This is a genomic window from Bacteroidetes bacterium SB0662_bin_6, from assembly GCA_009839485.1.
Taxonomy (GTDB): Bacteria; Bacteroidota; Rhodothermia; order Rhodothermales; family VXPQ01; genus VXPQ01.
The window spans coordinates 18,430-44,477 of sequence record VXPQ01000025.1 but is presented as its reverse complement, the minus strand read 5'-3'; the positions used below and the strand labels follow the sequence as shown (position 1 = coordinate 44,477).

At 59.2% G+C, this 26,048-nt stretch carries 19 protein-coding genes and 1 tRNA gene; 9 read left to right on the top strand and 11 right to left on the bottom strand.

The window, feature by feature from the left end; all coding sequences use genetic code 11:
• Positions 1-32: 32 nt before the first annotated feature.
• From F4Y00_04040 to F4Y00_04030, 3 genes are all read right to left on the bottom strand, one after another.
• Positions 33-1,424, bottom strand: a complete 1,392-nt coding sequence (locus F4Y00_04040; protein ID MYE04124.1) for an efflux RND transporter periplasmic adaptor subunit — start codon at positions 1,422-1,424, stop codon at positions 33-35.
• A 36-nt stretch (positions 1,425-1,460) separates the two neighbouring features.
• Positions 1,461-2,774 (bottom strand): TolC family protein, encoded by a 1,314-nt coding sequence (locus F4Y00_04035; GenBank protein ID MYE04123.1) that lies wholly within the window; start codon positions 2,772-2,774, stop codon positions 1,461-1,463.
• 90 nt (positions 2,775-2,864) lie between these two features.
• Complete coding sequence (locus tag F4Y00_04030; GenBank protein ID MYE04122.1) at positions 2,865-3,335, bottom strand: hypothetical protein; 471 nt, start codon at positions 3,333-3,335, stop codon at positions 2,865-2,867.
• A gap of 124 nt (positions 3,336-3,459) precedes the next feature.
• Between F4Y00_04030 and F4Y00_04025 the strand changes: the two genes are divergently transcribed.
• Positions 3,460-4,152, top strand: a complete 693-nt coding sequence (locus tag F4Y00_04025; GenBank protein MYE04121.1) for a class I SAM-dependent methyltransferase — start codon at positions 3,460-3,462, stop codon at positions 4,150-4,152.
• A 113-nt stretch (positions 4,153-4,265) separates the two neighbouring features.
• Here F4Y00_04025 and F4Y00_04020 read toward each other — a convergent pair.
• The 4 genes from F4Y00_04020 to F4Y00_04005 form a co-directional block, all read right to left on the bottom strand.
• Positions 4,266-4,342, bottom strand: a tRNA-Pro gene (locus F4Y00_04020).
• Positions 4,343-4,442: 100 nt separating this feature from the next.
• Positions 4,443-7,544, bottom strand: coding sequence for a TonB-dependent receptor plug domain-containing protein (locus F4Y00_04015; GenBank protein MYE04120.1), 3,102 nt, complete (start codon positions 7,542-7,544; stop codon positions 4,443-4,445).
• Positions 7,519-8,625 (bottom strand): quinone-dependent dihydroorotate dehydrogenase, encoded by a 1,107-nt coding sequence (locus tag F4Y00_04010; GenBank protein MYE04119.1) that lies wholly within the window; start codon positions 8,623-8,625, stop codon positions 7,519-7,521. Before F4Y00_04010 ends, F4Y00_04015 begins: the two co-directional genes overlap by 26 nt.
• Before the next feature lie 16 nt (positions 8,626-8,641).
• The gene (locus tag F4Y00_04005) at positions 8,642-11,752 is read right to left on the bottom strand and encodes a peptidase S9 (GenBank protein MYE04118.1); all 3,111 of its coding nucleotides are present in this window, start codon (positions 11,750-11,752) and stop codon (positions 8,642-8,644) included.
• A 286-nt stretch (positions 11,753-12,038) separates the two neighbouring features.
• Here F4Y00_04005 and mrdA point away from each other — a divergent pair, with 286 nt between their 5' ends.
• The 6 genes from mrdA to F4Y00_03975 all read left to right on the top strand — a co-directional run bounded on the left by mrdA (position 12,039) and on the right by F4Y00_03975 (position 20,240).
• Complete coding sequence (gene mrdA, locus F4Y00_04000) at positions 12,039-13,928, top strand: penicillin-binding protein 2 (protein ID MYE04117.1); 1,890 nt, start codon at positions 12,039-12,041, stop codon at positions 13,926-13,928.
• Positions 13,929-13,996: 68 nt separating this feature from the next.
• Positions 13,997-15,256: a rod shape-determining protein RodA gene (gene rodA, locus F4Y00_03995; GenBank protein ID MYE04116.1), complete on the top strand. Its 1,260-nt coding sequence runs from the start codon at positions 13,997-13,999 to the stop codon at positions 15,254-15,256.
• A gap of 43 nt (positions 15,257-15,299) precedes the next feature.
• Positions 15,300-16,991: an arginine--tRNA ligase gene (locus F4Y00_03990; GenBank protein ID MYE04115.1), complete on the top strand. Its 1,692-nt coding sequence runs from the start codon at positions 15,300-15,302 to the stop codon at positions 16,989-16,991.
• Complete coding sequence (gene pheA, locus F4Y00_03985; GenBank protein MYE04114.1) at positions 16,991-17,854, top strand: prephenate dehydratase; 864 nt, start codon at positions 16,991-16,993, stop codon at positions 17,852-17,854. Before F4Y00_03990 ends, pheA begins: the two co-directional genes overlap by 1 nt.
• Complete coding sequence (locus tag F4Y00_03980) at positions 17,854-18,735, top strand: ABC transporter permease (protein MYE04113.1); 882 nt, start codon at positions 17,854-17,856, stop codon at positions 18,733-18,735. Before pheA ends, F4Y00_03980 begins: the two co-directional genes overlap by 1 nt.
• Positions 18,736-18,857: 122 nt before the next feature.
• Positions 18,858-20,240 (top strand): GGDEF domain-containing protein, encoded by a 1,383-nt coding sequence (locus F4Y00_03975; GenBank protein ID MYE04112.1) that lies wholly within the window; start codon positions 18,858-18,860, stop codon positions 20,238-20,240.
• Between the two features lie 41 nt (positions 20,241-20,281).
• Here F4Y00_03975 and F4Y00_03970 read toward each other — a convergent pair whose 3' ends face one another.
• Genes F4Y00_03970 through folP form a run of 3 tightly spaced genes read right to left on the bottom strand, consistent with a single transcriptional unit; the run spans position 20,282 to position 22,695 of the window.
• Positions 20,282-20,953: a protein-L-isoaspartate(D-aspartate) O-methyltransferase gene (locus F4Y00_03970; GenBank protein ID MYE04111.1), complete on the bottom strand. Its 672-nt coding sequence runs from the start codon at positions 20,951-20,953 to the stop codon at positions 20,282-20,284.
• Positions 20,953-21,747, bottom strand: coding sequence for a TIGR00159 family protein (locus tag F4Y00_03965; protein ID MYE04110.1), 795 nt, complete (start codon positions 21,745-21,747; stop codon positions 20,953-20,955). The genes F4Y00_03970 and F4Y00_03965 overlap by 1 nt, the downstream gene beginning before the upstream one ends.
• A 24-nt stretch (positions 21,748-21,771) precedes the next feature.
• Entirely contained in the window at positions 21,772-22,695 is a 924-nt protein-coding gene (gene folP / locus F4Y00_03960; GenBank protein ID MYE04109.1) for a dihydropteroate synthase, read from the bottom strand.
• 35 nt (positions 22,696-22,730) lie between these two features.
• On the opposite strand from folP, the gene F4Y00_03955 reads away from it, so the two are divergent.
• Complete coding sequence (locus tag F4Y00_03955) at positions 22,731-24,341, top strand: GH3 auxin-responsive promoter family protein (GenBank protein MYE04108.1); 1,611 nt, start codon at positions 22,731-22,733, stop codon at positions 24,339-24,341.
• A 237-nt stretch (positions 24,342-24,578) separates the two neighbouring features.
• Positions 24,579-25,418, top strand: coding sequence for an RNA polymerase sigma factor RpoD/SigA (locus tag F4Y00_03950; GenBank protein MYE04107.1), 840 nt, complete (start codon positions 24,579-24,581; stop codon positions 25,416-25,418).
• A gap of 69 nt (positions 25,419-25,487) precedes the next feature.
• Here F4Y00_03950 and F4Y00_03945 read toward each other — a convergent pair whose 3' ends face one another.
• Complete coding sequence (locus F4Y00_03945) at positions 25,488-25,874, bottom strand: VOC family protein (GenBank protein ID MYE04106.1); 387 nt, start codon at positions 25,872-25,874, stop codon at positions 25,488-25,490.
• Positions 25,875-26,048: the final 174 nt, after the last annotated feature.

The window sequence follows — 26,048 nt, the reverse complement described above, 5'->3', positions numbered from 1 at the left end:
GGCGAATCAGGAATCAGGGATGGGCCCCAGGCTCAATGCTGATGATGCATTTGTGCGTCGGATTCTTCAGGCGTGGTGGATACCATTTCCGGCATGGTCTCCGATGCTTCGCCGGCAGGCTGTGCGCCCGATTGCGTCTGCTCCTGCAACATTTTTCGGATGGCTTCCTGCAAGCGGCTTTCGCTGTCCAGCATGAACTGGGCGGACGTGACGACTTCTTCGTCGCCCGACAGGCCGGTGAGCACTCGCACCAGGCTGTTGCCCGGCCCGCCTTCTTCGCCGATCCGGATTTCGCGCGGCTCGAATCGACCTTCACCGTGGGCCACGAAGACGAGTGCGCGGGCCCCGGAGCGAATCACGGCCTCGGAAGGCACGACCAACGCATCGGGTATGACCTTGCCCTGGAGCCGGATATTGGCGTACATCCCCGGTTTGAGGTCCAGATCCGGATTGGAAAAGACCAGGCGCACATGCACATCGCGGGCTTTCTCGCGCAGATAGGGGTAGATGTAGGAGACCTGCCCCGTGTAGGTTTTCCCCGGCAAGTAGGATAGTTCCATCTCGACCGGTTGCCCCTCGCTGATCCACGGCGCCTCGTTGTCGTAGAAGCTGGCATGCACCCACACCGTCCGCAGGTCGGCGATTTCGAAGAGGTCCATGCCGGCCTCGATATGGGCGCCTTCTATGGCGTCTCTTTTCACGACGATGCCGGTAGCCGGGGCTTCGAGCAGGGTGGTCTTTTTCACCTCGCCGGTTTGCTCCAGGCGCTCGATCTCCGAGGAGGGGATGTCCCAGTATTCAAGGCGGGTGCGGGCCGAGGCCAGCAATTTTTCGGCGTCTTCCCGGACCGAAGCGACGCTGCTCTCGGCCAGCATCCGGTAGTTTTCGAGCGCCAGCAGATATTCCTGCTGGGTGGCGACCAGTTCCGGGGAGTAGATTTCCATCAACGGGTCTCCCTGCCGGACCTGATCGCCGATAAAGTTGACGTAAAGCCTTTCGATCCAGCCGGATATCTTGGCGTTGACCAGATAAAGACGCTCTTCGTCGTACCGGACCTCGCCGACGGTACGGATCATGCGGGAAAAATCCATTCGCCGGACGTGATCGGTGCGTACGCCCATGTTCTGTACCGTCGCGGGATCGATGGACACCGTACTGCCCGATTCCGCTTCGCCTTCGTCCGCGTAGACAGGGATCAGATCCATGCCCATGGCCGACTTGCCGGGCTGGTCGTAGATTTCCTCCGGGTTCATGGGCGCCTGCCAGTAGAGGACGTTGCGTTCCCCTTCGTCGGCAGATGCCTCATTCCGGGCTACGGTGGCCGTTCCGTCCGTGGTGATGCGCCCGAGGAGAAACCCCCCGGCCGCAAGCGCCGCAAGCAGCAGCGGGATTCCGAGCCATTTGGTGAATTGTTGTGTGTTCATGGTATTCAGGGTCTGGCTGGATGCCGGGTTGGCATCTTAACGTGTGTCGAGGTCTGCAAGCGAGCGGATGCCCAGCGCTCGTTCGAGGGCGGCGGTCATCTTCAGGTAGCGCGCGAATGTGTCTTCGTAGCCCGTCCCCAACGAGAAGAGCATGCGCTCGGCGTCAAGCAGGTCAAGGAAATCGGTGCGGCCGGTGGTGTAGGCGCTGAGCGTAGCCTGGAGCGTGGTCTCGGCCTGGGGAATAAGGGCTTCCTGATACAGGGCAAGCTGCTGAGCCTCCCCCCGCAACCGGCTTACGAGATCGGCGATCTGCGTCCGGAACGAGGTTTCAAGCGCTTCCTGGCGTGCCTCGACCTGGATGCGGCGTACGTGGGTTTCCTCCAGGCGGGCCCGCCGGCTCCCGCGTTGGAGCGGCACTTTGATGGTGGCGCCAACCGCGACGGCATCGCGTCCCGTGGCCGTCGGGGGCACGTCGGCGCTGCCTATGTCGAAATACGTAATGTTCAGGCCGAAATCGGGCATGAACTGCTTGCGGGCCAGGGCGATCCGGGCATCGGCGTACCGTGCTGCCGCGTCGAGGGCATCGGCTTCGGGCCGTTCTCTCAGGGCGATCTCTAACAGCGCGGCTTCATCGAGGCGGGGAATGGGCGGCGCCTCGATCCGGATGCCGGCTGTAAAGGCGTCGGATGTGGGCCGGTTGAGCAGGCGTGTCAGGGTTTCGGCGGCCGTGCGGCGATGCTCTGCAAGTTCAAGTTGCACGCGCGCGAGCGTGTTCTTCTCCAGTTGCGCTTTCAGGATGGCTTGTTGCACGCCGCTACCCACTTCGTATTGCGCGGCGGCGGCCCCTTCAAAGCTCTCCAACCTGTCCTGAAAATCGAGGATGAGCTGCTCCTGCTGCTGGATCCGATAGAGTTCGTAGTACGCCTGCTTGGCCTCGAAGAGCAGGTCCTCTTCAAAGGTATCTGCTTCAAAGCCTGCGACTACGGCGTTCAGGTCGGCGATGGCGCCCTGGAGACTGAGCTTGCCGGGGTACGGCACCGGTTGCTCGATGCGCCATTGGCTGCGCTGCGTGCCCCGCGCCGTTAGCAGCGGGTACGGTTGATAACCGACCGTCACGGAAGGATCCGGGAAGGCGGACACCTGGCGGCTTCGGGTGGCCAATACCTCTGTCTCCAGTCGGGACACTCGCAGAGACGGGTTGTTGGCCTGTATCTCTGTCAGAAGATGGTCGAGACTCAGGAGCGTGTCGACGGGCGCAAGCGGTCGATGCTTTGCATGGGCCATCGCCGGGAGCAGAAGCACGGCGATGAGTATGGCGCGGGCTGCGCCAATGGGTTGAATCAGCTTCATGGAATTCCTGACCTGTTAAGACTTCCTGTTGCAAACACGAGAGGTACGGTCGACCCGGACCTCAAGGAGTAGGGGGAAGCAACAAGTCTCTCAGATCAGGAACGTAGCGAGAAGGGCCTGTCTGTCGACGAGGGGAAACTCGGTAAAGGGTGGGGGAGCGGAGATGCGTGGGGATATAGATACCTTATCCGGTGCTTCGTATCCGGTACAAAGAAGGGGAGCAAGGGAAAAATTGCTTGCATCCCGCGATGGGGTCCTGGAAAGAAGCGCTACGGCCTCGCCGATCGAAGCCGATTCGAATGCGCAGCATGGCCGGGTATCCAAAGAAGATGGTACACCTTCATGCGTCGATTCCCCTTCGTGTTCGTGCGGGCAGGGAGGAACTGGCGCATCGGCAGACGCATGGGAATGCGTGTTTTCGTGGTGGCAGTCGTGGGCTCCATGCAGGTCGTTTTGCCCCATGGCGCAGGTCGTTTGCACCAGAGGCGACGCCACGCCGAACAGCAAACTCAGACCGAGCAGCGTGGAAAGAAGTCTGTATATTCTCAGCGCACGGAGCATTCTTTATAATTTCCAAAAGGAACGATCAGCGGCACGCATTATCCGGGTTGCTATTGTTCGTAAAAGGACAAACCCGGAAATGGTTTCGTGAAACCGGACAAGGTCGCCAACCATACTAACGCTCATGAGCCATTCCGTTCGCCAGCACCTGCAAGTCGACATCGAAGCCTACGACGCGTCGATTCGCAGCTTCATTCCCGGCTACGAGGCGATGCTTGAACGGGCCGCGGAGGAAATCGCCCGGGTCAAGCCGGAACGGATCCTCGATCTTGGCGCCGGGACGGGCGCGCTGGCGGAGGTGATCCTGAAAAGGTGGCAGGCAGGCGTCGTGGAGTTGGTGGACGTGGACGGGGAAATGTTAAGTCGTGCCGGGTCGAGGTTACGGCGCTTCGGGGAGCGGGTCCGTTTGCGCAGGCAGTCATTCAACGATCCGTTGCCGGGCTGCGATGCGGTTGCCGCCTCCCTCTCCTTGCATCATGTGGCCGACATGGGCGCCAAGACTGCGTTATACGGCCGCATCGCGCAGGCGCTACGTGCAGGGGGCGTTTTCGTCAATGCCGACGTGACCATGCCGGGGGCGGACCCCGACCGCGCAGCGGACTACGCTGCCTGGGCGGCGCATCTGGTGGCCTGCGGCATCGATGAGGCGCAGGCCTATCGGCACTTTGACGAGTGGTCGGACGAGGACACCTACTTTCCCCTTGACAGGGAGCTTCGGGCGATGCGTGAGGCGCGGTTCGAGGCCGAGTGCGTCTGGCGCCAAACCCCGAGCACGGTTCTCGTTGGCCGCAAGCGGAACGTAAGCTACATCGAGTAGCCGATCCTGGCGCAGATCAGGACGCCGTTGTGACCGGCCGGCGAGTAGCGCGGATACTTGCGCGCGCCACCTTCGCTGATGCAGAGGACAGCGAAATCACCGGAAGTATGAAATGGTCGGGGTGGCGGGATTTGAACCCACGACCTCTTCGTCCCGAACGAAGCGCGCTACCGGGCTGCGCCACACCCCGAAAAGCCGGATCCGCTTCCAAAAAATCCGAAAGCAGACAAAAGGCAAAGTCGAACGCGCACTCCCCTGCCGGGTTTCACCGCCCCGCTTCTCGTGCACGCTCAGAAGCGCACCTTGACTCCTACCTGAGCCCGGCGTGTGTCCCCAAGCCCGCTTCGGATCGCGCCGTCGAAATTGAAAAGGAGTGATCCAAGGGCGGTGTCGAGGAAATTGTCGGCGTTGGTGATGTTGAAGAGGTCCACGATGATTTCCACCCGCTGCTGCACCCCGAATGTACGCGACAGCCGCACATCCCAGGTGAAGAACTCGTTGTCCCGCCGCAGTGTGTTGCGCTGGAGGATCGTCCCGTCTGCACAGATACGGTCCGACGGCACCGCGGCGCGCTCCCCCCGCAGGGCGCAGCTCTCTGACACCGGCGAGGCCGACAGATACCGGAAGATGTTGCTGAACGACACCTTGCCCGGAAGCGAGAAAACGAAATAGCCGGTGAACTGGTGGCGGCGGTCACGGTCGGACCAGCCGTACTCAGGCGCCAGATTGCGGGCGTCCGCGTAGGTGAAGGTGAACGGGTCGCGCTCGTTGTCATCGTCCGAGCGGTCGAAGGCGAGCGTGTAGCTGGTTTCGAAATCCAGCAGTCCGTCGAATGCGTCGCGTCCGCGCGCGCCGACCGTGATGCCGTGGTACCGCGAGCGCGCCGAGCTTTCCAGGGTGTACAGGGAAGTGATGCCGCCGCCTCCGGGATGCGTACCCGGCCCAAAGGGGGATCCGAGCACGGCGGCGTTGCGGTCTACGAAGCGAAAAAGATTATCGGTGCGCGCGTGCTGCCAGGAGATACTCGCTGCCAGACCGTTTCCGAAGGCATGGTCCACCCCGGCGCTGAACGACCACGTGCGCGGCAGTTGCAGTTCCCGGTCACTTACATGAATTTCGGGCAGGAAGGGCGTGGTGCTTGCCCCGTCGATCAGTTCGTCGATCGGCGGCACGGGACCGAGCACGGGGGCATCGGCGCTGCTTCGGAACAGTATCTGCTGAAATGCGCCGTTGGTGGAGCGGTGTTGCGCGAAGACCAGCCCCGGTATGCGCGCATAATACGAGCCGGCATTGGCGCGTACGACGGTGGCGTCCTTGCCCCCGACATTCCAGGTCAACCCGAGCCGGGGCTGGAAATTGTTGAGGTCGTCGGGAATCGTCCCGTCCGACGGGAAACGCGGGTCGTTCAGGTAAGGTGCATAGAACGTTTCCTCGGGTTCTACGAACACATCCGGATGCCAGACCCCTTCCCAGCGCAGCCCGAGATTCAGGACCAGACGGGTCCCGATCTTCCAGGTGTCCTGGATAAACAGCGCCAGTTCGTTGGTGTAGAAAGCCTGCCGTCCCAGGTCTTCGGGGGACGTCCCGGGCACCGTGGCCGACTGCAGGTACAGAAGCACCGGCCCGGTGATCGAAGCGCCTTCCGGACAGATTCCCTCCGGACTGCTCGACCCGTCCGAACAGGTAACGTACCGGTTTCCCTGCTCGACGAATCCCATAAAGCCGTCCACCGAGTCGAATATATAGCGCCCGTTGGCAAAACCGATGAATTGCTGTTCTACCTTTGTCCGGTTGTACTCTATCCCGGCCTTGAAAAGGTGATCGCCCGTCAGGAAAGAAACATTGTCGATGAGTTGCAGCCGGGTATCTTCGCCGGGGTCGATCGGCAGGAAGAACGGCAAGCCTATCCGGAATCCGTCGGCGAAATCCATGGCGATGTCGGGGAAGGGACGTCCGCCTATGGCGTCGAACTGGGGGGTGGGCGGGGGAACGGCGCCGGGCAAAATGGGCCCCTGATAGTGCCGGGGGCGGCGCTCTATGGCCCACTGGGCCCGGAATTCGTTGAACGCTGTGTTTCCCAGCAACGAGCGCAGGCCGACATTGACAGCGTGTGAGTGGTCCTGCTCGACGCCGTTTGCCGAGAGTCCCCACGAGTCCACGTCAAAGGTGCCGTTTACCTGTTCGGACCAGGCATAGTTGTACTTCACCGAAATCTGGTTCAGGGTATTCAGGTGGAAGTCCAGTTTGGCGGTGACGGCGCGGGCGTCGTCGCTGCGGGAAATGGGCCCGAATTCGGCGTCGAAGAGTTGGGGCCATCGGGTGCGCAGAAAAATATCCAGTTTGCCGAGTTCCGCCGGGCTGCGGACAGCCCGCGAGGTTTGCTTGGTCTCTGACGCGATTTGCTGATCGTAGGCCACGAAAAAGAACGCGCGATCCCTGACGATCGGGCCGCCGAACGTAAACCCGAACTGGTTTCGTCCGAACTCCGGCTTGCCGCCGCCCCGGTGCGGGCGGTATTCGGAGGAGATGGCGTCCCACTGTCCGAAATAATGCGCCGATCCCCGGAATTCATTGGTCCCGGAACGCGTCACGACATTGATGAAGCCGCCCGAAGAACGACCGAACTCGGCAGGGGCCCCCTGGCTTACGACGACCATCTCTTCCACGGCATCCTGGTTGAAGGTGAACGCCGGTCGCTGTCCGCCCCGTTGTTCGCCGAAGAAGGGGTTGTTGAAATCGGCCCCATCCACCATGAAGTTATTGAAGATGCCCCGCTGCCCGCCGATGTTGAGCACTTCGCCGTCGGGCCCCTGGCTGATGGCCACGCCGGGAGTCAGTAGCGTGAGGTCGATAAGATTGCGGCCATTGTTGGGCAGAGCGTCCACGATCTCCTCGGACAGGCGTTGCGACCGGGTCGCGTCTTCGGGGTCGAGCAAAGGCGTCTGTTCGGCGGTCACGGTGATTTCTTCTATTTCGATGGCCTGAAAAGCGAGATCCACGTCGAGCGTTTCACCCACATGCAGCACCAGATTCTCGCGGCGGATTTCCCCGAGGTTGACTTCGGAGACCACCCGGATCGTGTAGGTCCCCCGTGGAAGCAGCGCCCGCGCGAAGGTGCCGGAGGAAGTGGTTTCAGCCACGGTGCGCAGACCGGTTTCGAGGTGGTGAATGATCACCGAAGCGTCGGGTACCGGCTCGCCCGAGGCGTTATACACCGTTCCTCGTATGATGCCGGTGGTTGCCGCGGACTGCGCATGCGCCGGCGCCGCGCCAATGAGCAGGACCACGGCGAGAACAAATGTCGGGGCACAGGCGAGAACGGAAATTCGGGGAGTGGACACGGATACTGACGAGTGAATGAACAAATTACGCGGCGTCGATACCCACCACATCCGTGATCGAATCGAACCCGTCGTTTTCAAGCAATTGAACCAATCCTGTCTTGATGTCGCGCACCACCCCCGGGCCGCGGTAAACAAGTGCCGTGTAAATCTGTACGAGCGAGGCTCCGGCGCGGAGTTTCCGATAGGCGTCTTCTGCGGAAAATACGCCTCCCACGCCGATGATGGGCAAAGCCCCTTCCGTGAGGCGGTACAGGCGCCGCACAAGATGCGTGGCTCGGGCTTCGAGCGGCCGTCCGCTGAGTCCGCCTCTCCCGATGGCGCGCAACCGCGCCGGGGGTGTGGTGAGCCCCTCGCGATCGGTTGCCGTGTTGGTGGCCACGAATCCCGCGATTCCGTATTCCAGGGCAAGGCGCACGGTTTCCCGAAGGGTACTGTCGAACACGATCCGGTCGGAAACGGGGGGCGGCATTTTTAGCAGCACGGGTACGTCGGGCGCCGATTTTTTTCGTTGCTCCATGATGGCCTTCAGCAGAACTTCCAGGGATTCAGGATCCTCGAAGGTTTTGCCGTCGCGCGTATTCGGACAGGAAATATTCAGTGCGATATAGGCTGCCTGATCCGCAATGGTCTTGAAACTCATGCGGAAATCTTCCACCGCGGAGTTACCCGTGATCTCGCGGCCGTGTGTGCTGGCAATGTTGATTCCTATCGGAATCCGGCTTCGGGGTGCGGTTCGTCGAAGCTGCCGGGAAATGCTGCGCACCCCTTTGTTGTTGAGTCCCATCCGGTTGATGAGCGCCTCGTCTTCGATCAGGCGAAAAGCGCGCGGCTTTGGATTCCCCCGGGAGGAGTAGGCTGTGACCGAGCCGACTTCCGCAAAGCCGAATCCCAGCGTGGGCCAGAATGGCACCAAAGAGGCGTTCTTGTCGAAACCGGCGGCAAGACCGATCGGAGAGGAAAAGGTATTGCCCCACAGGGCCTGTTCGAGGCGCGTGTCCTCGAACCCGAACATTTTTTCCAGCGCTCCTCCTGCCCGCACCAATTGCGCGGTTCGGGCTGCACAAGCAGCTGCGTAATGGGCCTGCTCAGGTGCTATCCTGAACAGCGCGGATCGAAGAATGTCGTACATCTGGGGCGAAAAAGCCTTACCAGCCGGGCGTCACCCGGAATCCCAACTGCCAGCCGGCGTCCGGTCGCTGGAAAGGAAATGCGTAGTACGTTTCCAGCACAATGTACCCCAAAATATTGACGCGCGCAGACATGCCGACACTGAATACGGGCACGCGCTCATTTGTCGTCCGATCGAATTTAAGTACAGGCAGATCTTCTTCGGTCCATGCCACGCCGCCGTCCACGAACGCCGCCAGTTCGGTCGGGAGATAAGGAAACGGAATGAGTCCCAGCTGTTCGGTGCCGAGGAACGGGACGCGCACCTCCACGCTCGACAGGGCAACGTGGGTACCCTGCAAGCGATCCATCGAGGAGCACACGGCTCCCCGACCGGGGATGTTTGCGTCAGCCAGGCATTCCGACGCCTCGAACGAGCGGAAATTGTACCCTCGGACGAATCCGGGGTAGTAGGAATATCCGAGGTATTGCGTCGTGAACAGATCCCCCGTCGATTCGGCGCCGTAGTTCCCGATGTGCATCCCGCGTACGGCCAGCGTGACCGGCTGTATATACAGGTATTGCCGGTAATCGACGAGTCCCGTCACAAACGTCGAACTCCCGATTTTCGGGGCGATTTCGAGGCGGTAGCGCCCTCCGCTGATCGGCGAAGTGAATCCGTTGAAGGAGTAATCTCCGACAAAGGCCAGCCCGGCCTGGAAAAAATAGATAGGCTCCTGCTCCGTAATGCCCTGGAAAAATATGGAGTCGTCGGTGTCGACGCGGTTTCGACCGAATGTAAAGCCCGATCCCACGAACTGCTCCACTTCGTTATCGAATCCGTACCGCACGAAACCCGCATTCGCTTCGGCCCGGCGGGTTTGACTGAAAGGATACTGGGCAATCCCCGATACCTGATCGATGAAGATGCGTTGCCGGAGTTGCTCGACCACTTGCGCGCCACCTACGAATCCGCCTACGGAATAGCCGTACAGAAGGGGGATGTGCCCTGCCGATGCCCCGAGATTTATTCGACGTCCGAGATCGATATAGGAGGCCTGGCCCCCAATGTCCTTGAATGTGCCCTGGGCCTGCGCTACAAGGTACAGGTTCCGGTCGCCGAGCATGTCCGAGAACGCAAAGCCGATGCCGCCGGCGACTTGCGTTCCGTACAATCCGCCCGCCGCTACCCCGATAGTCGGGGGCGCCACATAATCCAGTTGGAGGTTCGACTGGTACTCCTTTCCGGGCCATTGCAGGCCGAGGCTGGGCAGGCCCGTCATCGCATCATTGAGGTAGTTGCCTACCAGTCCTTCGTTGAGCGACCGGATCGGAGGCAGGACGCCCGCCGTAGCGACATGGCCGGCAGGTTGGGGCTGCACGGCCTCGCCTGTCAGTTCGTCGGGTTCGCGCAGGTATACCGTATAGGCGTTGTCCGAGAATACCGAGAAGGACATCTGGCCGGTGCGGTCGGCCACGGACATGGCCGGAGACAGTGCAGTGATGCCGCTGACGCCCGTCGCCAGATTCGTAAGCCGGTACACTTCCCCGGAGGACAGGTTGAGCCGGTAGACATCTTTGAACCCGTTCTGATCGCTGATGAAATACAGGTCGTCGCCATCCGGAGAGAACTGGGGATTGTGGTGCAGGACATTACCGAAGGGTCTCAGGGGCCGTATTTCGTTGCGCTCCAGATCGAACAGCGCAAGGCCTTTTTTCTGATACTCCAGTTGATCGAAATCCGTGAGGCCTTCCCCTCGATCGGTCGTAAAGGCAATGTACCTTCCGTCCGGCGACCAGTCCGGTTGCAGGTCCGCAAACCGGTCGTTGGTCAACTGGCGCACGGCGTCCGTTTCCAGATTCAGGACATACAGGTCGCTGATGCCGCCTTCGAGGCCGGTAAACGCAATGGACGATCCGTCCGGCGACCAGGCGAGGTTCGTCAGCGCGGTGACTCCCTCCACGGCGATGTTTTGCCGTACCCTGCGCCGCCTGACGTCGAAAATGGATATCCGGTTGTCCCCGCCCGCAAACGAAACGAAGGCCAACTGCCTTCCGTCCGGCGACCAGGATCCGGCCGACTGGATGAATCGCAGCGCGTCCATGTGGGGATTCGCCGCCGGATTTTTCAGGCTCGAGATGACCTCGCCCGTCTTTGCATTGGCCACGAACAGGTTGATCGAGAACAGATCTCTTTCCGAAAGGAACGCAATGTATTCTCCGTCGGGGCTGAGCGCAGGAGAAAGATTGACTTCGCCTCCGTCGATTTCAGGAGCCAGAATGCGCTGCCCCGATTCCTCGGGGGGCGCTTTATCCTCCATGAACGGTTCGTAGGTTTTGCGGATCACCTGTTTCCATTCCGTGGACAGCGAGTCGGTCGTAATGCCGAGCGTATACACGAAAGCAGAATCCACGCCGGCCCGCCCGGCCAGCTTGAACAGATTCGCTACGGCGGCGTCGCCGTATTTCCCGCCGATGTAGGCCATGTATGCCTGTCCGAACCGGTACGGGAAGTAGCGCTGGTCGCGCGTCAATTGCTCGATCGTGGGCAGGTCGTCGCGGAGCAATGCATCCCGCAGCCACATGGCCGTATGGGGATCGGATCGTCCTACGGAGAGATATTCCGCCGTGCCTTCGATCATCCACAACGGCAGGAGCGCCAGATTGAACCGGATCGGGTCCTGGTCGCTGAGACCTATGTCGTACTGGAAGGAGTGGACGAGTTCATGTCCCAGCACATGGTCCGTTTCGGCGTAGCTGCCGGTAAGCGGCATGATGACCCGCTGCTTGATCGATTCGGTGACGCCCCCCGTGCCTTCGCCGATGAGTCCCCCGATGACATTCGTCTGGTGAAAATCGGCGTCGTTCGCATAGAAGATGAGCGGCTTCTTTTCCTTGAATTCCCGGAGGTACGTGCGGGAATGCCGGCTGTACCAGCGCTCGGCCATGCGTCCGGCGTCGCGAACCGCCTGTTCCTCTTCAGGGTAATAGTAAATAATGAAATGCTCGGTCTCGAAGTGCTTGAAGTCGAAATGATCGTACTGGACCTTGTTTCGACCGAAGTACTGTGCGCTGGCCAGCGTGGGCGTCAGCACCGCACATGTGAGAAAGATGGAGAGACAGGCAAGCAGGGAAGCGGTTCGAAACATCGGCGGGCCCGATAGGGTCGGAGGATGGAAGTTTCGGGAAGGGTGCGCTTTGGAAACGGTACGGTAGTTACGGGATACTTACTGAGGATTGATTGCGGTCTGCACCGTGAAGTTGTTTACGAGCATAAACGTTTCCGGTTCGCCCATTCGTACAAGAATCCGTCATGGTGGGATATTTCAGCCGTTTACCGGGTTGAGAGTACTATTCCGGAGTGTCCTGGACCGCTCCGAATAGTCGCACATTCCACGTATGCCGTTGCGTGGTGCATGAACGGGGCGCAAGGCCATGTATGATTACACAATACGCGGGCGCGTTTTTATCGGCATTATCGTCGTCGCAATGGGTCTCCTGAGTTTGCGGCTTGCGCAACTCCAGTTGGTCCGGACCGACGATTATACCATCGAATCCGAATCCAATGCGGTCCGGGAACGCAGGGTGTTGCCGGCGCGCGGCGCGATCTATGATCGGGGGGGCAGGGCCCTGGTGAACAACGAGCCCAGCTATACGATTACCATTACCCCACGCAGTTTCGACCGCGACAATATCCCTCTCCTGGCCGATCTGCTGGAGGTCCCCGACAGCGTCGTGTCCGCCAGATTCACGGAACTTCGCCGCTACAGCGCCTTCCAGCCCGGCAAGGCGTTCCGGGATGTGCCGGAAGATGTTTTCAGCCGCGTGGCGGAAAACTTCTATCGGCTGCCGGGTGTGGGGTATGACCAGGATTTCCGTCGCCGGTACCATACGGACGCCACCGCCGCACACGTACTTGGATACGTGCGGGAGATTACGGACAACGAGCTGGTTCGTTTGGGGGAAAGAGGATACCGGCAGGGAGACCTGATCGGCAAGTCCGGCCTCGAAAGCAGATACGAGCCCAATCTGAGGGGCGAACTGGGCTCCGAAATCAAAGTGGTCAACGTACATGGCCTGGAGGTCAAGTCCTGGCAGGACGGCGCATTCGATAATGCTCCGAAAAGCGGGTATGACATTCACCTCGGCCTCGATGCGGGTCTGCAGGCGCTGGCGGAGTCTCTCTTTGTCGGCAAACGGGGCGGGGCCGTGGCACTCGACGTGAACAGCGGGGAGATTCTGGCGCTCGTAAGCATGCCGGACTACGATCCGGACGTTTTTACCGAGGCCATGGATCCCGAGACCTGGAACCATCTCATAACCAGCCCGGAGAAGCCGCTGTACAACCGGGCAACCATGAACCGGTTGCCCCCCGGCTCGACATGGAAGCCGTTCATGGCGCTGATGGCGCTTCAGGAAGGGAAAATCACTCCGACGGAGCACATCCATTGCCCGGGCTATCATCCCCTTGGCGGACCGGGTGTCTTCCGCGACATGCACGTGCACGGCAGCATCGCGGTGGAAGAGGCGCTCGAACAGTCGTGCAATACGTTTTTCTTTGAGTTGATGATGCGCACGGACGTGGAAGTCTTCAGCAGGTATGCGCATATGTTCGGCTTCGGCCAGCGGGTGTCCACGGATATCGGAGAGCAGGGGGCCGGCCTGATTCCTGATTCCGCCTACTTTAATCAGCGCTTTCCCGGCTGGGGGCCCGGTTTTACGATCAATCTCGGCGTCGGGCAGGGGGATATGGGCGTGACGCCCTTGCAATTGGCGAGGTACACGGCTGCAGTGGCCAACCGGGGTATGTTATATACGCCCCATCTCGTAACCCGGATGGTGCACCAGGAGACGGGAGAAACGCTCTATCCGAAGATTACCGCTCCGCAAAAACTGCCGATAGACGAGGCGCATTTCGATGTGGTGCGCAACGGCATGAAACGGGTGATGGAGGACGGGACCGGGGAGTGGATTCAGATTCCCGGTATTCCCAGCGGCGGCAAAACCGGTACGGCGCAGGCCCCCCATGATCGGGAGGACGACTCCGTATTTATCCTGTTTGCACCCTATGACGATCCGCAGATCGCTGTGGCGGTTCAGGTGGAGAATGCCGGCTTTGGGGCGGTTGCCGCCGGCCCGATCGGGTCGTTGATGGCGGAACAATACCTGACCGGCTCCATTTCCCCGAGCCCCGCGAGACAATGGGTACTTCAGAGTGTGCTTGCCGTGCGGAGTGAGCCTCTGGAGACGGGAGATGACGAGGATGGCGAGCGCGCCGCGGCCGACGCCGAATCGGCAGAAAGAGAATCCGGCGACGATACATAACAGTCTCCCCTCCGGTCGCATGTGCCGTACATCCCGCTTCTTGTCCGCAGTTTCGTAAGGCTTGTCCTATGCGTATCTGGTATCGGAATCTGGATTATTTCACGATCTTTGCCTGGATGGCCCTGGTGATGATCGGCCTGGTGGCCATCTACAGCACCACGAATGGTCCTTCCGCGGAGTATCTTCTCGAGTCTGTGCGTCAGAATTTCTGGCGCCAGTCGGCATGGATCGTCATATCGCTGGGCGCCGGTATGACATGCCTTTTTCTTCCGGTGCATTTTTTCCAGCGGATTGCCTGGGTTGCCTACTTCGGTACGTTGATATTGCTTGTTCTCGCTCTTTTGTTCGGACGGGAAATCAATGGAGCGAGGAGTTGGCTGCAGATAGGAGGGCTGACCCTGCAGGTATCCGAAGTGGCCAAGGTAGGTGCCGTGCTGGCGGGGGCCCAGTTGATTTCCACCATGCGGCCCAATTCGAGCAGGGCGAAGTATGCGATGCTACTGTTTGGCGTTTTCCTGATACCCATGGCGTTGATTCTTCTTCAGAACGATGCCGGAACCGCGCTTGTGTTTTTCGCCATCGCGCCCATTGCGTTGTTCTGGTCGATCTGGCCCACAGGCATGTTTATCGTGATGGTCGCTACGGGCATCGCGGGCTATTTTTCGATCGTGCATCTTCCAACGGCGATCGTTTTCTCGGTGCTGTTTACGCTCGCTGTGTTATGGCAGACACGGGAGCGCGTGTACGGCGTCATGGCCGGGGTATTTTCCTTTGGCGCGATTGGCGCCGTGCTGTTTGCATTGAACCGGGTGTTTCGTCCTCATCAGGTAGCCCGCATCCTTTCTTTTACGAATCCCGGTGCGGAGGAATTCCGGTCGGGCGTGGGTTTTCAACTCGTGCAGTCAAAGGCAGCCATCGGCTCAGGGGGTTTGGCCGGTAAGGGATTCATGGAAGGGACGCAGACGCAGGGGGCCTACGTGCCCGAGCAATCGACGGATTTTGTCTTCAGTATCATTGGAGAAGAATGGGGATTTATCGGCTCGATGGTCGTGATTGCCATGTTTGCGCTTCTGCTCATTCGAGTGATCCAGATGGGCATCCAGATCAAACATCCCTTCGGGAGCATGGCTGCCGTAGGAATAGCGGCGATCTATCTCGTGCATGTTTTTGTCAATATCGGGACGGTGGTGGGCCTGCTGCCGGTCATTGGTATTCCGTTGCCTTTCGTTTCATACGGCGGATCGGCTATGCTCGCCAACACGGTGTTGCTGGGGATCCTGTTGAATCTGCACATGCGGCGCGACGATTTTCCCATCTACGTATATTGACGTTCGCAAATCATTTGGTACGGATCGGAGATTTTTGCAAACAGTGAAAGAGTATCTTGCGAGAGAACTGATTGCGGCGCTGGCGGATTTCGAGGGGGTGCCGCAGGATTTCGTGCCGGAGTTCGAAAAACCCAAAAATCCCGAGCACGGCGATCTGGCCACGAATGCGGCTATGCAACTGGCGCGGTATCTGCGCCGTGCCCCCCGCAGTATTGCCGAAGAACTGGCGGACCGTCTGCTTGCCCGTCCGCTTGACGCTACGCGGATTGCCTCTGTGGAGGCGGCAGGTTCCGGATTTATCAATTTTCGTTTTTCGACCGAATATCTGGTCAGCGAGTTACGGGCATTGCTCGAAGCCGGGGAGTCGTTCGGCCGCTCGACGACAGGTCGCGGCAAACGGGCCCTCGTTGAGTATGTGAGTGCAAACCCCACGGGCCCGCTGACGGTCGGCCACGGACGGAATGCGGTGCTCGGCGATACGGTGGCCAACCTGCTGGCATGGAATGGCTACGACGTGACCCGCGAGTATTATTTTAACGATGCCGGGCGCCAGATGCGGGTGCTGGGCGAGTCGGTGCAGGCGCGGTATCAGGCGATCGTGGATCCGGAAACGCCGCGCAAGCAAATAGACGCCGGTGGAGTTTCCATGGAGGTGCCCGCATCGTTCCCGGAGGACGGCTACCTTGGCGCCTACATTACCGACATTGCAGAGCGCCTTCATGCCCGGGCAGAGGACGCTCCCGATATGGCCGGCGACGTTGCTCCCTTCAAGAAAGCGGCCGAGGAGGCGATCTTCGCCGACATAGCGCATACGCTTACCCGTCTCGGTATCCACATGGATACGTATTTCAACGAGCGGAGCCTGTACGAGAACGATGCCGTATGGCGCACGCTGGAACGGTTACGGGAGCAGGGTCATTGCTATGATCGGGACGGAGCCGTGTGGTTCAGAACCACGGCATTCGGCAAGGAACAGGATACGGTGCTGGTCAAGAGCAGCGGCGAGCCGACCTATCGCCTTCCCGATATCGCCTACCATGCCGATAAGTGCGAGCGGGGCTTCGAGCGGATCGTGGACATTCTCGGCGCGGATCACATTGCAACGTACCCCGATGTGTTGCATGGCCTGCGGGCGTTGGGTTACGACGCCGACCGCGTGGAGGTCATTGTTCACCAGTTTGTTACGCTTGTGCGCGGCGGAGCGCCCGTAAAGATGAGCACCCGCAGGGCGACCTATGTGACGCTGGACGACTTGATGGATGAAGTAGGCGAGGATGTAACGCGGTTTTTCTTTTTGATGCGGTCACCCAATGCCCATCTCGAATTCGATCTGGACCTGGCGAAGGAAGCCAGCGAAAAAAACCCGGTGTTTTATCTGCAATATGCGCATGCGCGCATTTGCTCCATTCTTCGCAAGGCGGAGGAAGTGGGTTTTCACGGCGGGGCCGATGCCGACTTGTCGTTGCTTGGGCATCCCGCCGAGATTGCGCTGATGAAGGCGCTGTTGCGGCTGCCGGAGGTTCTTGAGTATGCCGCAACAATGCGCGAGCCGCACCAGGTGGCCAATTTTTTACGCGAAGTGGCCGTTGCTTTTACGCAGTTCTATGGACACTGCCGTATTATCGGAGAGGAAAATGATCTGGCGGCTGCCCGCATGCAACTGGCGCGCGCTGCGCGGATCGTACTCGCGAATGGTTTGCACGTACTCGGTATCTCCAGCCCGGAGCGTATGTGATGCAGTCTTCCCCCGCCATACGGATTGCTTTTCAGGGAGAAACGGGCGCTTTCAGTGAGGAAGCGTTGCAGTGCTTGCATCCGGGCGCCGAAGGGGCTCCCTTCCCATCCTTCGAAAAGGTTTTCGAGGCGCTCGGAAGCGAAGCAGCCGATCAGGCGGTCATTCCCATCGAAAACTCGCTGTTCGGCAGCGTACACGAGTGCTACGACCTGCTGCGCATACACGATGTGTCGATTATCGGCGAGTTGAAGCTGCGGATCAGGCACAACCTGATCGGTTTTTCGGGCGCTTCCCTTGAGGATATTCGCGTGGTGCGTTCCCATCCGCAAGCGTTGGGTCAGTGCCGGCGTTTCCTCCGGATGCATCTGTCATCCGCTGACGTGATCGCCGCATACGACACCGCGGGCGCCGTACGGGAACTTGCCCAGGGCGGCGGTCCGAACGAGGCCGCTATCGGGAGTGAACGTGCAGCGGCTGTGTATGGGCTCGAGATTCTCGAAGCCGGCATCGAAAGCAATCATCAGAATTATACGCGGTTCCTGCTGCTTTCGCCAAAACAGGAAATGCCTCCGCCGGTCCCCGACATCCGGAAGGACTGGAAAACATCCATCGTGTTTTCGATGCGGACCAATGTCCCCGGGGCGCTTTTCAAGAGCCTTGCCGTATTTGCTCTCCGGGAACTTGACCTGTTCAAGATAGAAAGCCGCCCCCTCGTAGGGAGTCCGGGCAATTATCGTTTCTACCTGGATGTGCTCGGCGCTGCCTCGGACAAACCCGTGGAACTGGCGCTGGATCATCTCCGGGAAATTGCGTCGTACCTCAAGGTACTGGGGTCATACAGGAGCGGAAAAACGCAAGAGTAATGCGGATACCGTACAGCATTCGAGAGGGACTGGCCGGATTCCGCCGGGCCAGGGTTTCGGCGTTTACTTCAGTCAGTGCAATGACGGTAGCGCTGACAATGATCGGATTGTTCGGGCTGCTTGCCTACGAGGTGCAGCAAGTATCGACATGGTTGCGTCAACGCGTCGGTGAGTTGGAGATTTTCCTGAAAGAAACTGCGGAGGATGCGGAGATTGCCGCCGTACATCTGCAGGTCGACGGTATGCGGGGCGTTGCCGAGACAGAATTTGTGTCCCAAAGCGATGCCCGGATTATTTTCCGGGAAGAATTCGGAGAAGGGGCCGATGTATTTCTGGATACGCCTTTTCTTCCGGCCTCCATCAAGGTTCGGGTGCTGCCCGCCTATGTGCATCCGGATAGTCTTGCGGCGCTCACCGAAGAGTTCAGTTCATGGGATCATGTGGACGAAGTGATTTTTAATCGTGTTCTGCTTGCCAAGGTGCAGGAAAATCTACGCCTGCTGGCCATGATCGGCATGGTGATCGGGGGTATTGTCGTATTGGCTTCCATATTTCTGGTCGCCAACACGATCCGCCTTACCATGTATGCGCGTCGTCTGCTTATTCGCACTATGAAACTTGTCGGCGCCACGGAGCGCTTTATCCGCCGGCCGTTTGTGGTGGAAGGTATGGTGCAGGGGATCGTGTCCGGGCTTCTTGCGGCGCTCTTGCTCTGGGGGTTGCATACGCTGGCTCAGGATTATCTCCCGCAAACGAGTACGTTTTCGAATGTCTTTCTTCTTTTCGCGTTCGGTGGATTAACGGCATGCGGCATGGTGCTTGGATGGATTGGTTCCCGCTTTGCATTTCGCAAGGTGATAGGAAACATAGCATTGCATTAGCAATGTTGATAATCCCTGTATTTTTTCGTAACTTATTTACGGCGTTTTGTATCCACCCAACGTACGAATGCCAGATCTGCCTCGTTTTCATTACCCTGTTCACTGGCGGTATATGAGAGGATATGTTCCGCATTCTTTTTGTCATCGCGGCTGTGGTGGCTGCCGCGCTGGCATTGGTCATTGAACAACCTTTACTGTTCGTGGCGGCTGGCGCTTCGCTAAGTGTCGCCCTGGCCATGGTGATCGTTCATTTAGTGCGTCGTCGGCAGCGTCGTAACAGGTACAGGGTGAGGCCGGAATCCCTGCCCGATATTACATCCGATGCCTCGGAAGAGGAAGGGGAGGAAGACAAGCAAGAGGAGGATCTTGCTGCACTCGGCATTCTTGATATTCGCCCGAAAGGTTCGGGCAACGGATCCGAAGAGCAGGAAGCAGGCTCTCTGACGGAGGTCGTTTCGGGAAACGGGTCGGAGACGTCCGGGACGAACGGCGCCACAGAGACGAACGGCGCCGGTAAGACCGTACCTGTACAGGGCACCCTGGATTTTTCTATTCAGGAACAGCCGCAGAGCGTTCGGATATCCGTCAGCGAGTCGACGCACAAATCGCTGCGCGGAGTACTTCTTCCCTATTTACAGGCGTACCGCGCCATTACCCGGGCCAATACGGTTTGCTTGTTGAGGCAGCCGAAAAGAGCGTCGCAGTACCATATCGAGGCCATCGTCAGTCTCAACGGCAACGCCCGCGGAAACGGTCTTTTTGTATCGAAAACACCTCTTTTGCCATGGGAGCATCGGCAGCCGGGGCTGCATGTGCTCCGGGCATCCGAAGACCAGCTTTCAGGGAATGTGTGCGGGTATTACCGGCAACGGGTTGCGGTCAAGGAAGTGGTTCTTTTACCCGTTCCGGTTCCTTCGTCGCTGGCTCAATACGTGCTGCTTGCCGATGCGATGCGCGAGCACATCCTTGATTCTGAGGAAAAACAGTTACTGTCCACGCATTTTGCCCATCTTCTGGGTAACATCCTCGAGATGGGGATATGCGACGAACTGTTGCAGGAATCGAAAGAAGACGTCCGACCGCGTAGTGAAATCATCGACGAAGAGATATTTAAGGCGCGTGACGAGGACACGCCCCTTGCGCTTGCGCTCGTTTACCTGAATCGCGCCGAGGAGGTCGCCGACGAAGGAGGCAAGCGGGTGGTCATGCAAGCCGAGAGCCTGCTGGTGCAGAGGCTGAGAGAGACCGTCCAGGGTGCTCGTGTCGAGCGGTTCGGCGAACTTATGTTCGGCGTGTTCTTCAAGGAAGAGGGGGTAGCCGTAGAGCAGTGGGCGATCCGGTTCCAGCAGGATATGCTCAGTTATTCCGGGTTGCTGGAAGATGGAGTGAGCATAGGTATTGCCTTGCTGCATGAGGGGAATGCCAGCGCGGAAGCGCTTCGCAGGGAAGCCACGGAGGCGCTTCGGGAAGCCTTTGACACCGGCATGTGCACTATCGTCGAGTAGGGCCCGCAGAGCGCCGCTGCATAGTGGTAACAGGCCCTGGCCTATAGCCCTCCCTGCTTTCCGATCAGCGGGACGAACTTGAAATTTCTGCTGGCTGTTCGCTCGTAATCGTCTTTGCCGAGACGCCTGTACAGATTCATGGTCTGCGTGCGGCGGTCCCCGACAGGTATTACCAGGCGACCGGCCGGTTTGTCGTCTTCTCCTTCGATGTGGAGTTGCTGGAGGAGTGCTTCCGGCGCTTCCGATGCGCCGGCAGTGACCACAATGCCATCGAAAGGAGCCTGGGATTCCCACCCCAGGGTGCCGTCGCCGGCTCTGAGCACGACCCGGTACCCGAGCGATTCAAGAATACTGCGCGTACGCGCCAGCAGCGGCCTGTGGCGCTCGATAGAAAATACGCGGGCGCCCATTTCACAGAGTACGGCCGCCTGATATCCGCTTCCGGTGCCGATTTCCAGAATCCGATCTCCCGGGCGCGGATTCAGCAGCATGGTCTGATATGCCACCGTGAAGGGCTGCGATATGGTTTGCTTCATGCCGATCGGCAGCGCTTCGTCTTCGTAGGCGCGCGGCCTGAACGCCCCTTCCACAAACCGGTGCCGATGCACCGAGCCGATAGCAGCCAGCACGCGCTCATCGGTAATGCCATTCTCCCGCATCTTGTCTACGAGCCGCTGCCGTCGCCGGTCGAATACGCCGTCACGTAGCATGATTACGTCTCGACAGGGGCTGGGTCATGGTCGAAGCTCTGGGTAAACGCCTTGGCGAGGCTTGTACGCAGGTCGTCGACAGAGAGGTTTTGCCGCAATTCGCCGTCCACCGATACGGAAATGGCGCCCGTTTGCTCGGAAACGACGATGACAAACGCATCCGTCTGTTCGGAAAGGCCGATGGCTGCACGGTGGCGCAACCCCATGGGCGTGCCCGGTTTTATGTTGCTCGAAACCGGCAGGATACATCGCGCAGCTTCCACGCGGTGACCGCTTATGATGACGGCGCCGTCATGCAGAGGGTTTTGTCCCTGAAAGATCGTGACCAGTAAGTCGCGGGAGACATTGCCCTCGATGCCGATACCCGTTTCGGTGTAGTTCCGCAGGCCCGAGGACCGTTCGAATGCGATCAGGGAGCCCACGCGGTCCTCGCTCATTTTTTCCACGGCGCCGATGACTTCCAGCATCGTTTTTTCCCGTGTGGGCGAACGGACGAAGCGTCTTACCAGCGGATTACGTCCCAGCAAGAGCAGTACACGCCGGATTTCCGGCTGAAACAGAATGATGACCGCCAGCACGGCCACCTCGCCAATCGACGAAAAAAGAGCCGGAAGCATGGTCATATCCACCGCCGTCACGATCACCTGTACGACGTACAGCGCAATGAGCCCGATCAATATCTGCAAGGCGATCGTACCCCGCATGAACCGGTAGAGCTTATACAGGATGTACGACACCGCTGCGATTTCAACGAAATCGACGATGCGGAGCGGTATGATCCAGTCGGCTATCTGCACAATATTATCGCATTCCGGTGTGGCTTATGCATACAGCGCGGCGCGCATACTTCTAAGCAATTCTACAGTAGGGCGGATATCATGGGTACGTACGATAGAGGCGCCCCGCAGAACCCCGATCGCCGTGGCTCCGAGGGATCCGAAAAGCCTGTCCCCGACGGGGGCAGGGTTGTCAGGGGTGCCGAGGATGGCCCCGATGGTGCTTTTCCGCGATACGCCGATCATGACCGGGCGTCCCAGTTCCAATATATCTCCCAGCGCGCCAAGCAGTTGCAGGTTTTCTTCGTGGCGTTTTCCGAAACCGAAACCGGGATCGACCACAATGTCCTGCACTCCTGCCGCTTCCGCCCGTTCCACGCTGGCGGACAGCGAAGCCGTGACCTCGCGCACGACATCCGTATAGTCGTGCCGGGCCGGCATAGCACCCGGTTTGCCGATCGAGTGCATGAGGACGAGCGGGGCATTGTACCCGGCTGCTACGGTTGCCGTTTCCCGGGTATATCGAAGTCCGGTGACGTCGTTAACGATGTGCGCCCCCGCTGCAAGCGTTGCCTCCGCCACCTCCGGCTTCCAGGTGTCGATGGACAGAATGGCTTCGGGAAAGCGATGGGCCACGGCTTCCACGACCGGAAGCACCCGATTTATTTCTTCGCGGACCGGAACGGCGGAGGCCCCTTCGCCATACACAGTGCCGCTCGGACGGGACGATTCCCCGCCTATGTCGATGAGTGAAGCGCCTTCGTCGAGCATTTCCCCGACGCGGCGCAAAGCCGCCGGCACGGAGGTATATGCTCCGCCGTCCGAAAACGAATCCGGGGTTACGTTCAGAATGCCCATGACATACGCTCCGGAGGCTATCCCCGGGGTACAATCCAGCGTATGCCCGCGTACGCGCATAAGGAACGCATCAGGATCGGATATCGTTTTTGCCGGGTGTGTTTCGAACATAAAGACCTGTCTCGGACGTTGTCTTAAGTATAAGTATGTTTACTTTGTCCGGCGCAAACGGTGCCGATCCGCACTGTTCTCCAGATACCGCTGAAAAATCGGCGGGTTGGCTTCCTTCACGAACGCTCGCGAAAGTGGAAGGGTTTTTAAAGGACCCGGTGCATGTGCAGCATATCCTGTTGCGAGGTCTCTTGCAGCAGGCCGCCGATACGGAGTGGGGCCGCCGGTACGGATTCGAAGAGATAGCCCGCGCCCGGGATGTGGTTGCGGCCTATCAGGCCCGCGTTCCGCTTCATACCTACAGCGACTTCGAGGAGGACATACGTCGTATCCGGGGCGGCGCGCGGGATGTTATATGGCCCGGCGCGTTTCGGCACTTCGCGGTGTCGAGCGGGACGACCTCCACCGGAAAGATCATCCCGGTGAGTGCGGAAATGCTTGCCGCGAATCGCCGTTTTACGCTCTCTGTCGGGATAACGTATCTGGCCCGGACGGGCAATGTCGGGTACCTGCTGGGCAAACACGTTGTGCTGCCCGGCCGCATTGAAGAAGACCCGGCCTATCCCGGGATGAAAATCGGGGAAGTCAGTGGGCTTCAGGCCGAACATACGCCTTTTTTGTACCGGCATATTCTTCAGGCTGTGCCGAACGAGGTAGCCTTTCTGCCGAACTGGGAAGAAAAGTTGCGCGAGATCGCCCGGAGGACGGTAGGGAAGGATGTGCGGTGTCTGATCATGGTCCCTTCATGGTCCGTGGTTTTTTTCGACGAACTTATCCGCCAGCATCGCAAGCGGTTCGGTTCCAACGCCAGAACGGTCGCCGACGTATGGCCCCGGCTGCAGGTATTCATTGCGGGAGGCGTGGCGCTGAGTTCCTACCGGGAATTGCTCCAGGAGAAGATCGCCTCGCCGAAACTGCGGTTTCTCGAGGTGTATGGCGCCTCGGAAGGATTTTTCTCCTTTCAGGACGATGCGAACGATCCGGCCATGCTCCTGCACCTCGACAACGGGGTGTTTTTCGAATTTGTCCGGATGGATGAAATCAACGATCCGAATGCGCGTCGATATACGATCGGCGAGGTGGAAACCGGTGTACGGTACGGTCTTTTCGTTTCCACATGCAGCGGGCTCTGGAGCTACCCCGTCGGGGATGTCGTGCGCTTCACGGATACCTCTCCGCATAAAATCTTTGTGGCGGGACGTACGAGCGAAATGATAGACAAGTACGGAGAGGCTGTTTTCGGCGAGGAAGCGCGCCATGCGTTACGCGTGGCCTGCGAGCGTACGGGGGCGCACGTGCGTGATTTTCATGTGGCTCCGAAACCTCCTGAAGCAGATCGTCCCCCGTCTCACCAGTGGCTCGTGGAGTTCGAGCGCCTGCCGGACAGCATGGATCGTTTTTCGGAGGAAATAGACGGGTACCTCAACGAGTTCAACCGGCATTACCGGATTCGTCGCGAGGCGCAGGCGTTCGAGCGCCCTGATGTGATAGCCTTGCCTCCAGGAACGTTTCATGCGTGGTTCCGGGAAACGCGGGAGAAGGTGAGCGGGCAAACCAAAGTGCCGCGCATGCGCGAGGATCGAAAAATCGCCGACGCCGTGATTGCTTTGCTCAACTCGGAAACCCATGCCGGGGAACGCCGGTAGGATTTTCGTATTCAATGATGTACGCATCTTGTAACGAACGCGTCTTTCGCGTCGAAATCGGGAAATATCCGGAACTTTTTTTGTTTGCAGGCATGGATTGTAACCGACTCGATACGATAGGGCGCCAGGGAGGCCAATGCTTTTCCGGCCTTGTGGCGCACAGGGCGCTTCGTCCAGTTTTTTTCAAGTAAACGGCAAACCACCCCCCGCACTACCGCTACAACCCCAGCCTGACCTATGTATGTCCCTCGTCAGCAGCGGATGCTGGATCAGTATCTCCAGGAGATCGGCCGCATCCCGCTTCTTGAACCGGATGAAGAGGTATATCTGGCCCAGCGCATCCATGGTGGAGATCAGGAAGCATTGCACAAACTGACCCGTGCGAATCTGCGCTTCGTCGTCTCCGTGGCCAAAAAATATCAGGGACAGGGATTGTCCCTCGCCGACCTGATCAACGAAGGTAATTACGGGCTCATCAAGGCGGCCCAGCGGTTCGACGAGACCCGCGGATTCAAGTTTATCTCCTATGCGGTCTGGTGGATTCGCCAGGCCATTCTGCAGGCCCTGGCCGAACAAAGCCGCGTGGTGCGATTGCCGCTGAACCGCATCGGCACGATCTCGAAGATTCGCAAGACCAGCGCCCGACTTTCGCAGGAGCACGAGCGAGCGCCCAACATCGAGGAATTGGCCGAGGAACTCGAGATCGACGTCCACAAGGTTCGCGAGGCCATGCAGCATACGGGGCGCCACCTCTCGATGGATGCACCGTTCAATGAGGATGACGACAATAGTTTACTGGATATATTTTCTCCCGACGAAGACATTTCTCCCGACGAAACCCTTCTGGAAGAATCCATCAAAATCGATATCGAATGTGCGCTGGGTCTGTTGCAGGAACGTGAAGCGGAGATTACCCGCCTTTATTTCGGGATCGGGCGCGAGCATCCCCTGACGCTCGAAGAAATAGGCCAACGCTTCGACCTGACCCGCGAGCGCGTTCGTCAGATCAAGGAAAAAGCGCTGCGCAAGCTGCGGCAGAAGCACCGGCGCGAGGAACTGCAGATGCACATCGGCTAACGGAGGAATCTGCGCCATAGCGCATCAGCCCGTTCAATGTCTTTTGCGGGTGCGTAGTATCCGCAGGGCCTATCCCTGCACGCTTCCCGGTTGATCGAAGGAAATGATGCGCCCGTCGATGTCGCGAATCATGAATTGGGCAGCTCCGAACAGCGTGGGCTCGAGCGCCTGCACCACTTCCACCCGAGTCTCCTTGATACGGTCGTACAAGGCGAGGATGTCGTTCACCTGAATGTGGAGAATGATCTGATTCGTCAGGAACGGGTCGGGAAACGGAAGCGGCGCCTCCGGGTCGCAGGAACGAAAAATGATTTCCGCCCCGCCTCTGCGCAGGTGCGCCCGCGCCATTTCGCCGCGCCCCCGTATGTTGACCATCTCGAAGCCGAGCACATCCAGGTAAAACTCGACGGAGCGTTCGAGATCTGCCACCGGGATGTTCGGGATAATCTTCAGCATGGGGTTGCCGGGTTGCCTCGGGGCCTGTTCGCATTCCGGTATCCTGATACCGTATCCATATAGTATACCACGGAATCGGGGAAAAACGAATAATACATATTACGTTGATGTAACGACATATTACGTTGAAGTAACGATTTCTCCATATGAAACCGGTTGCCTGCGGCCTATATT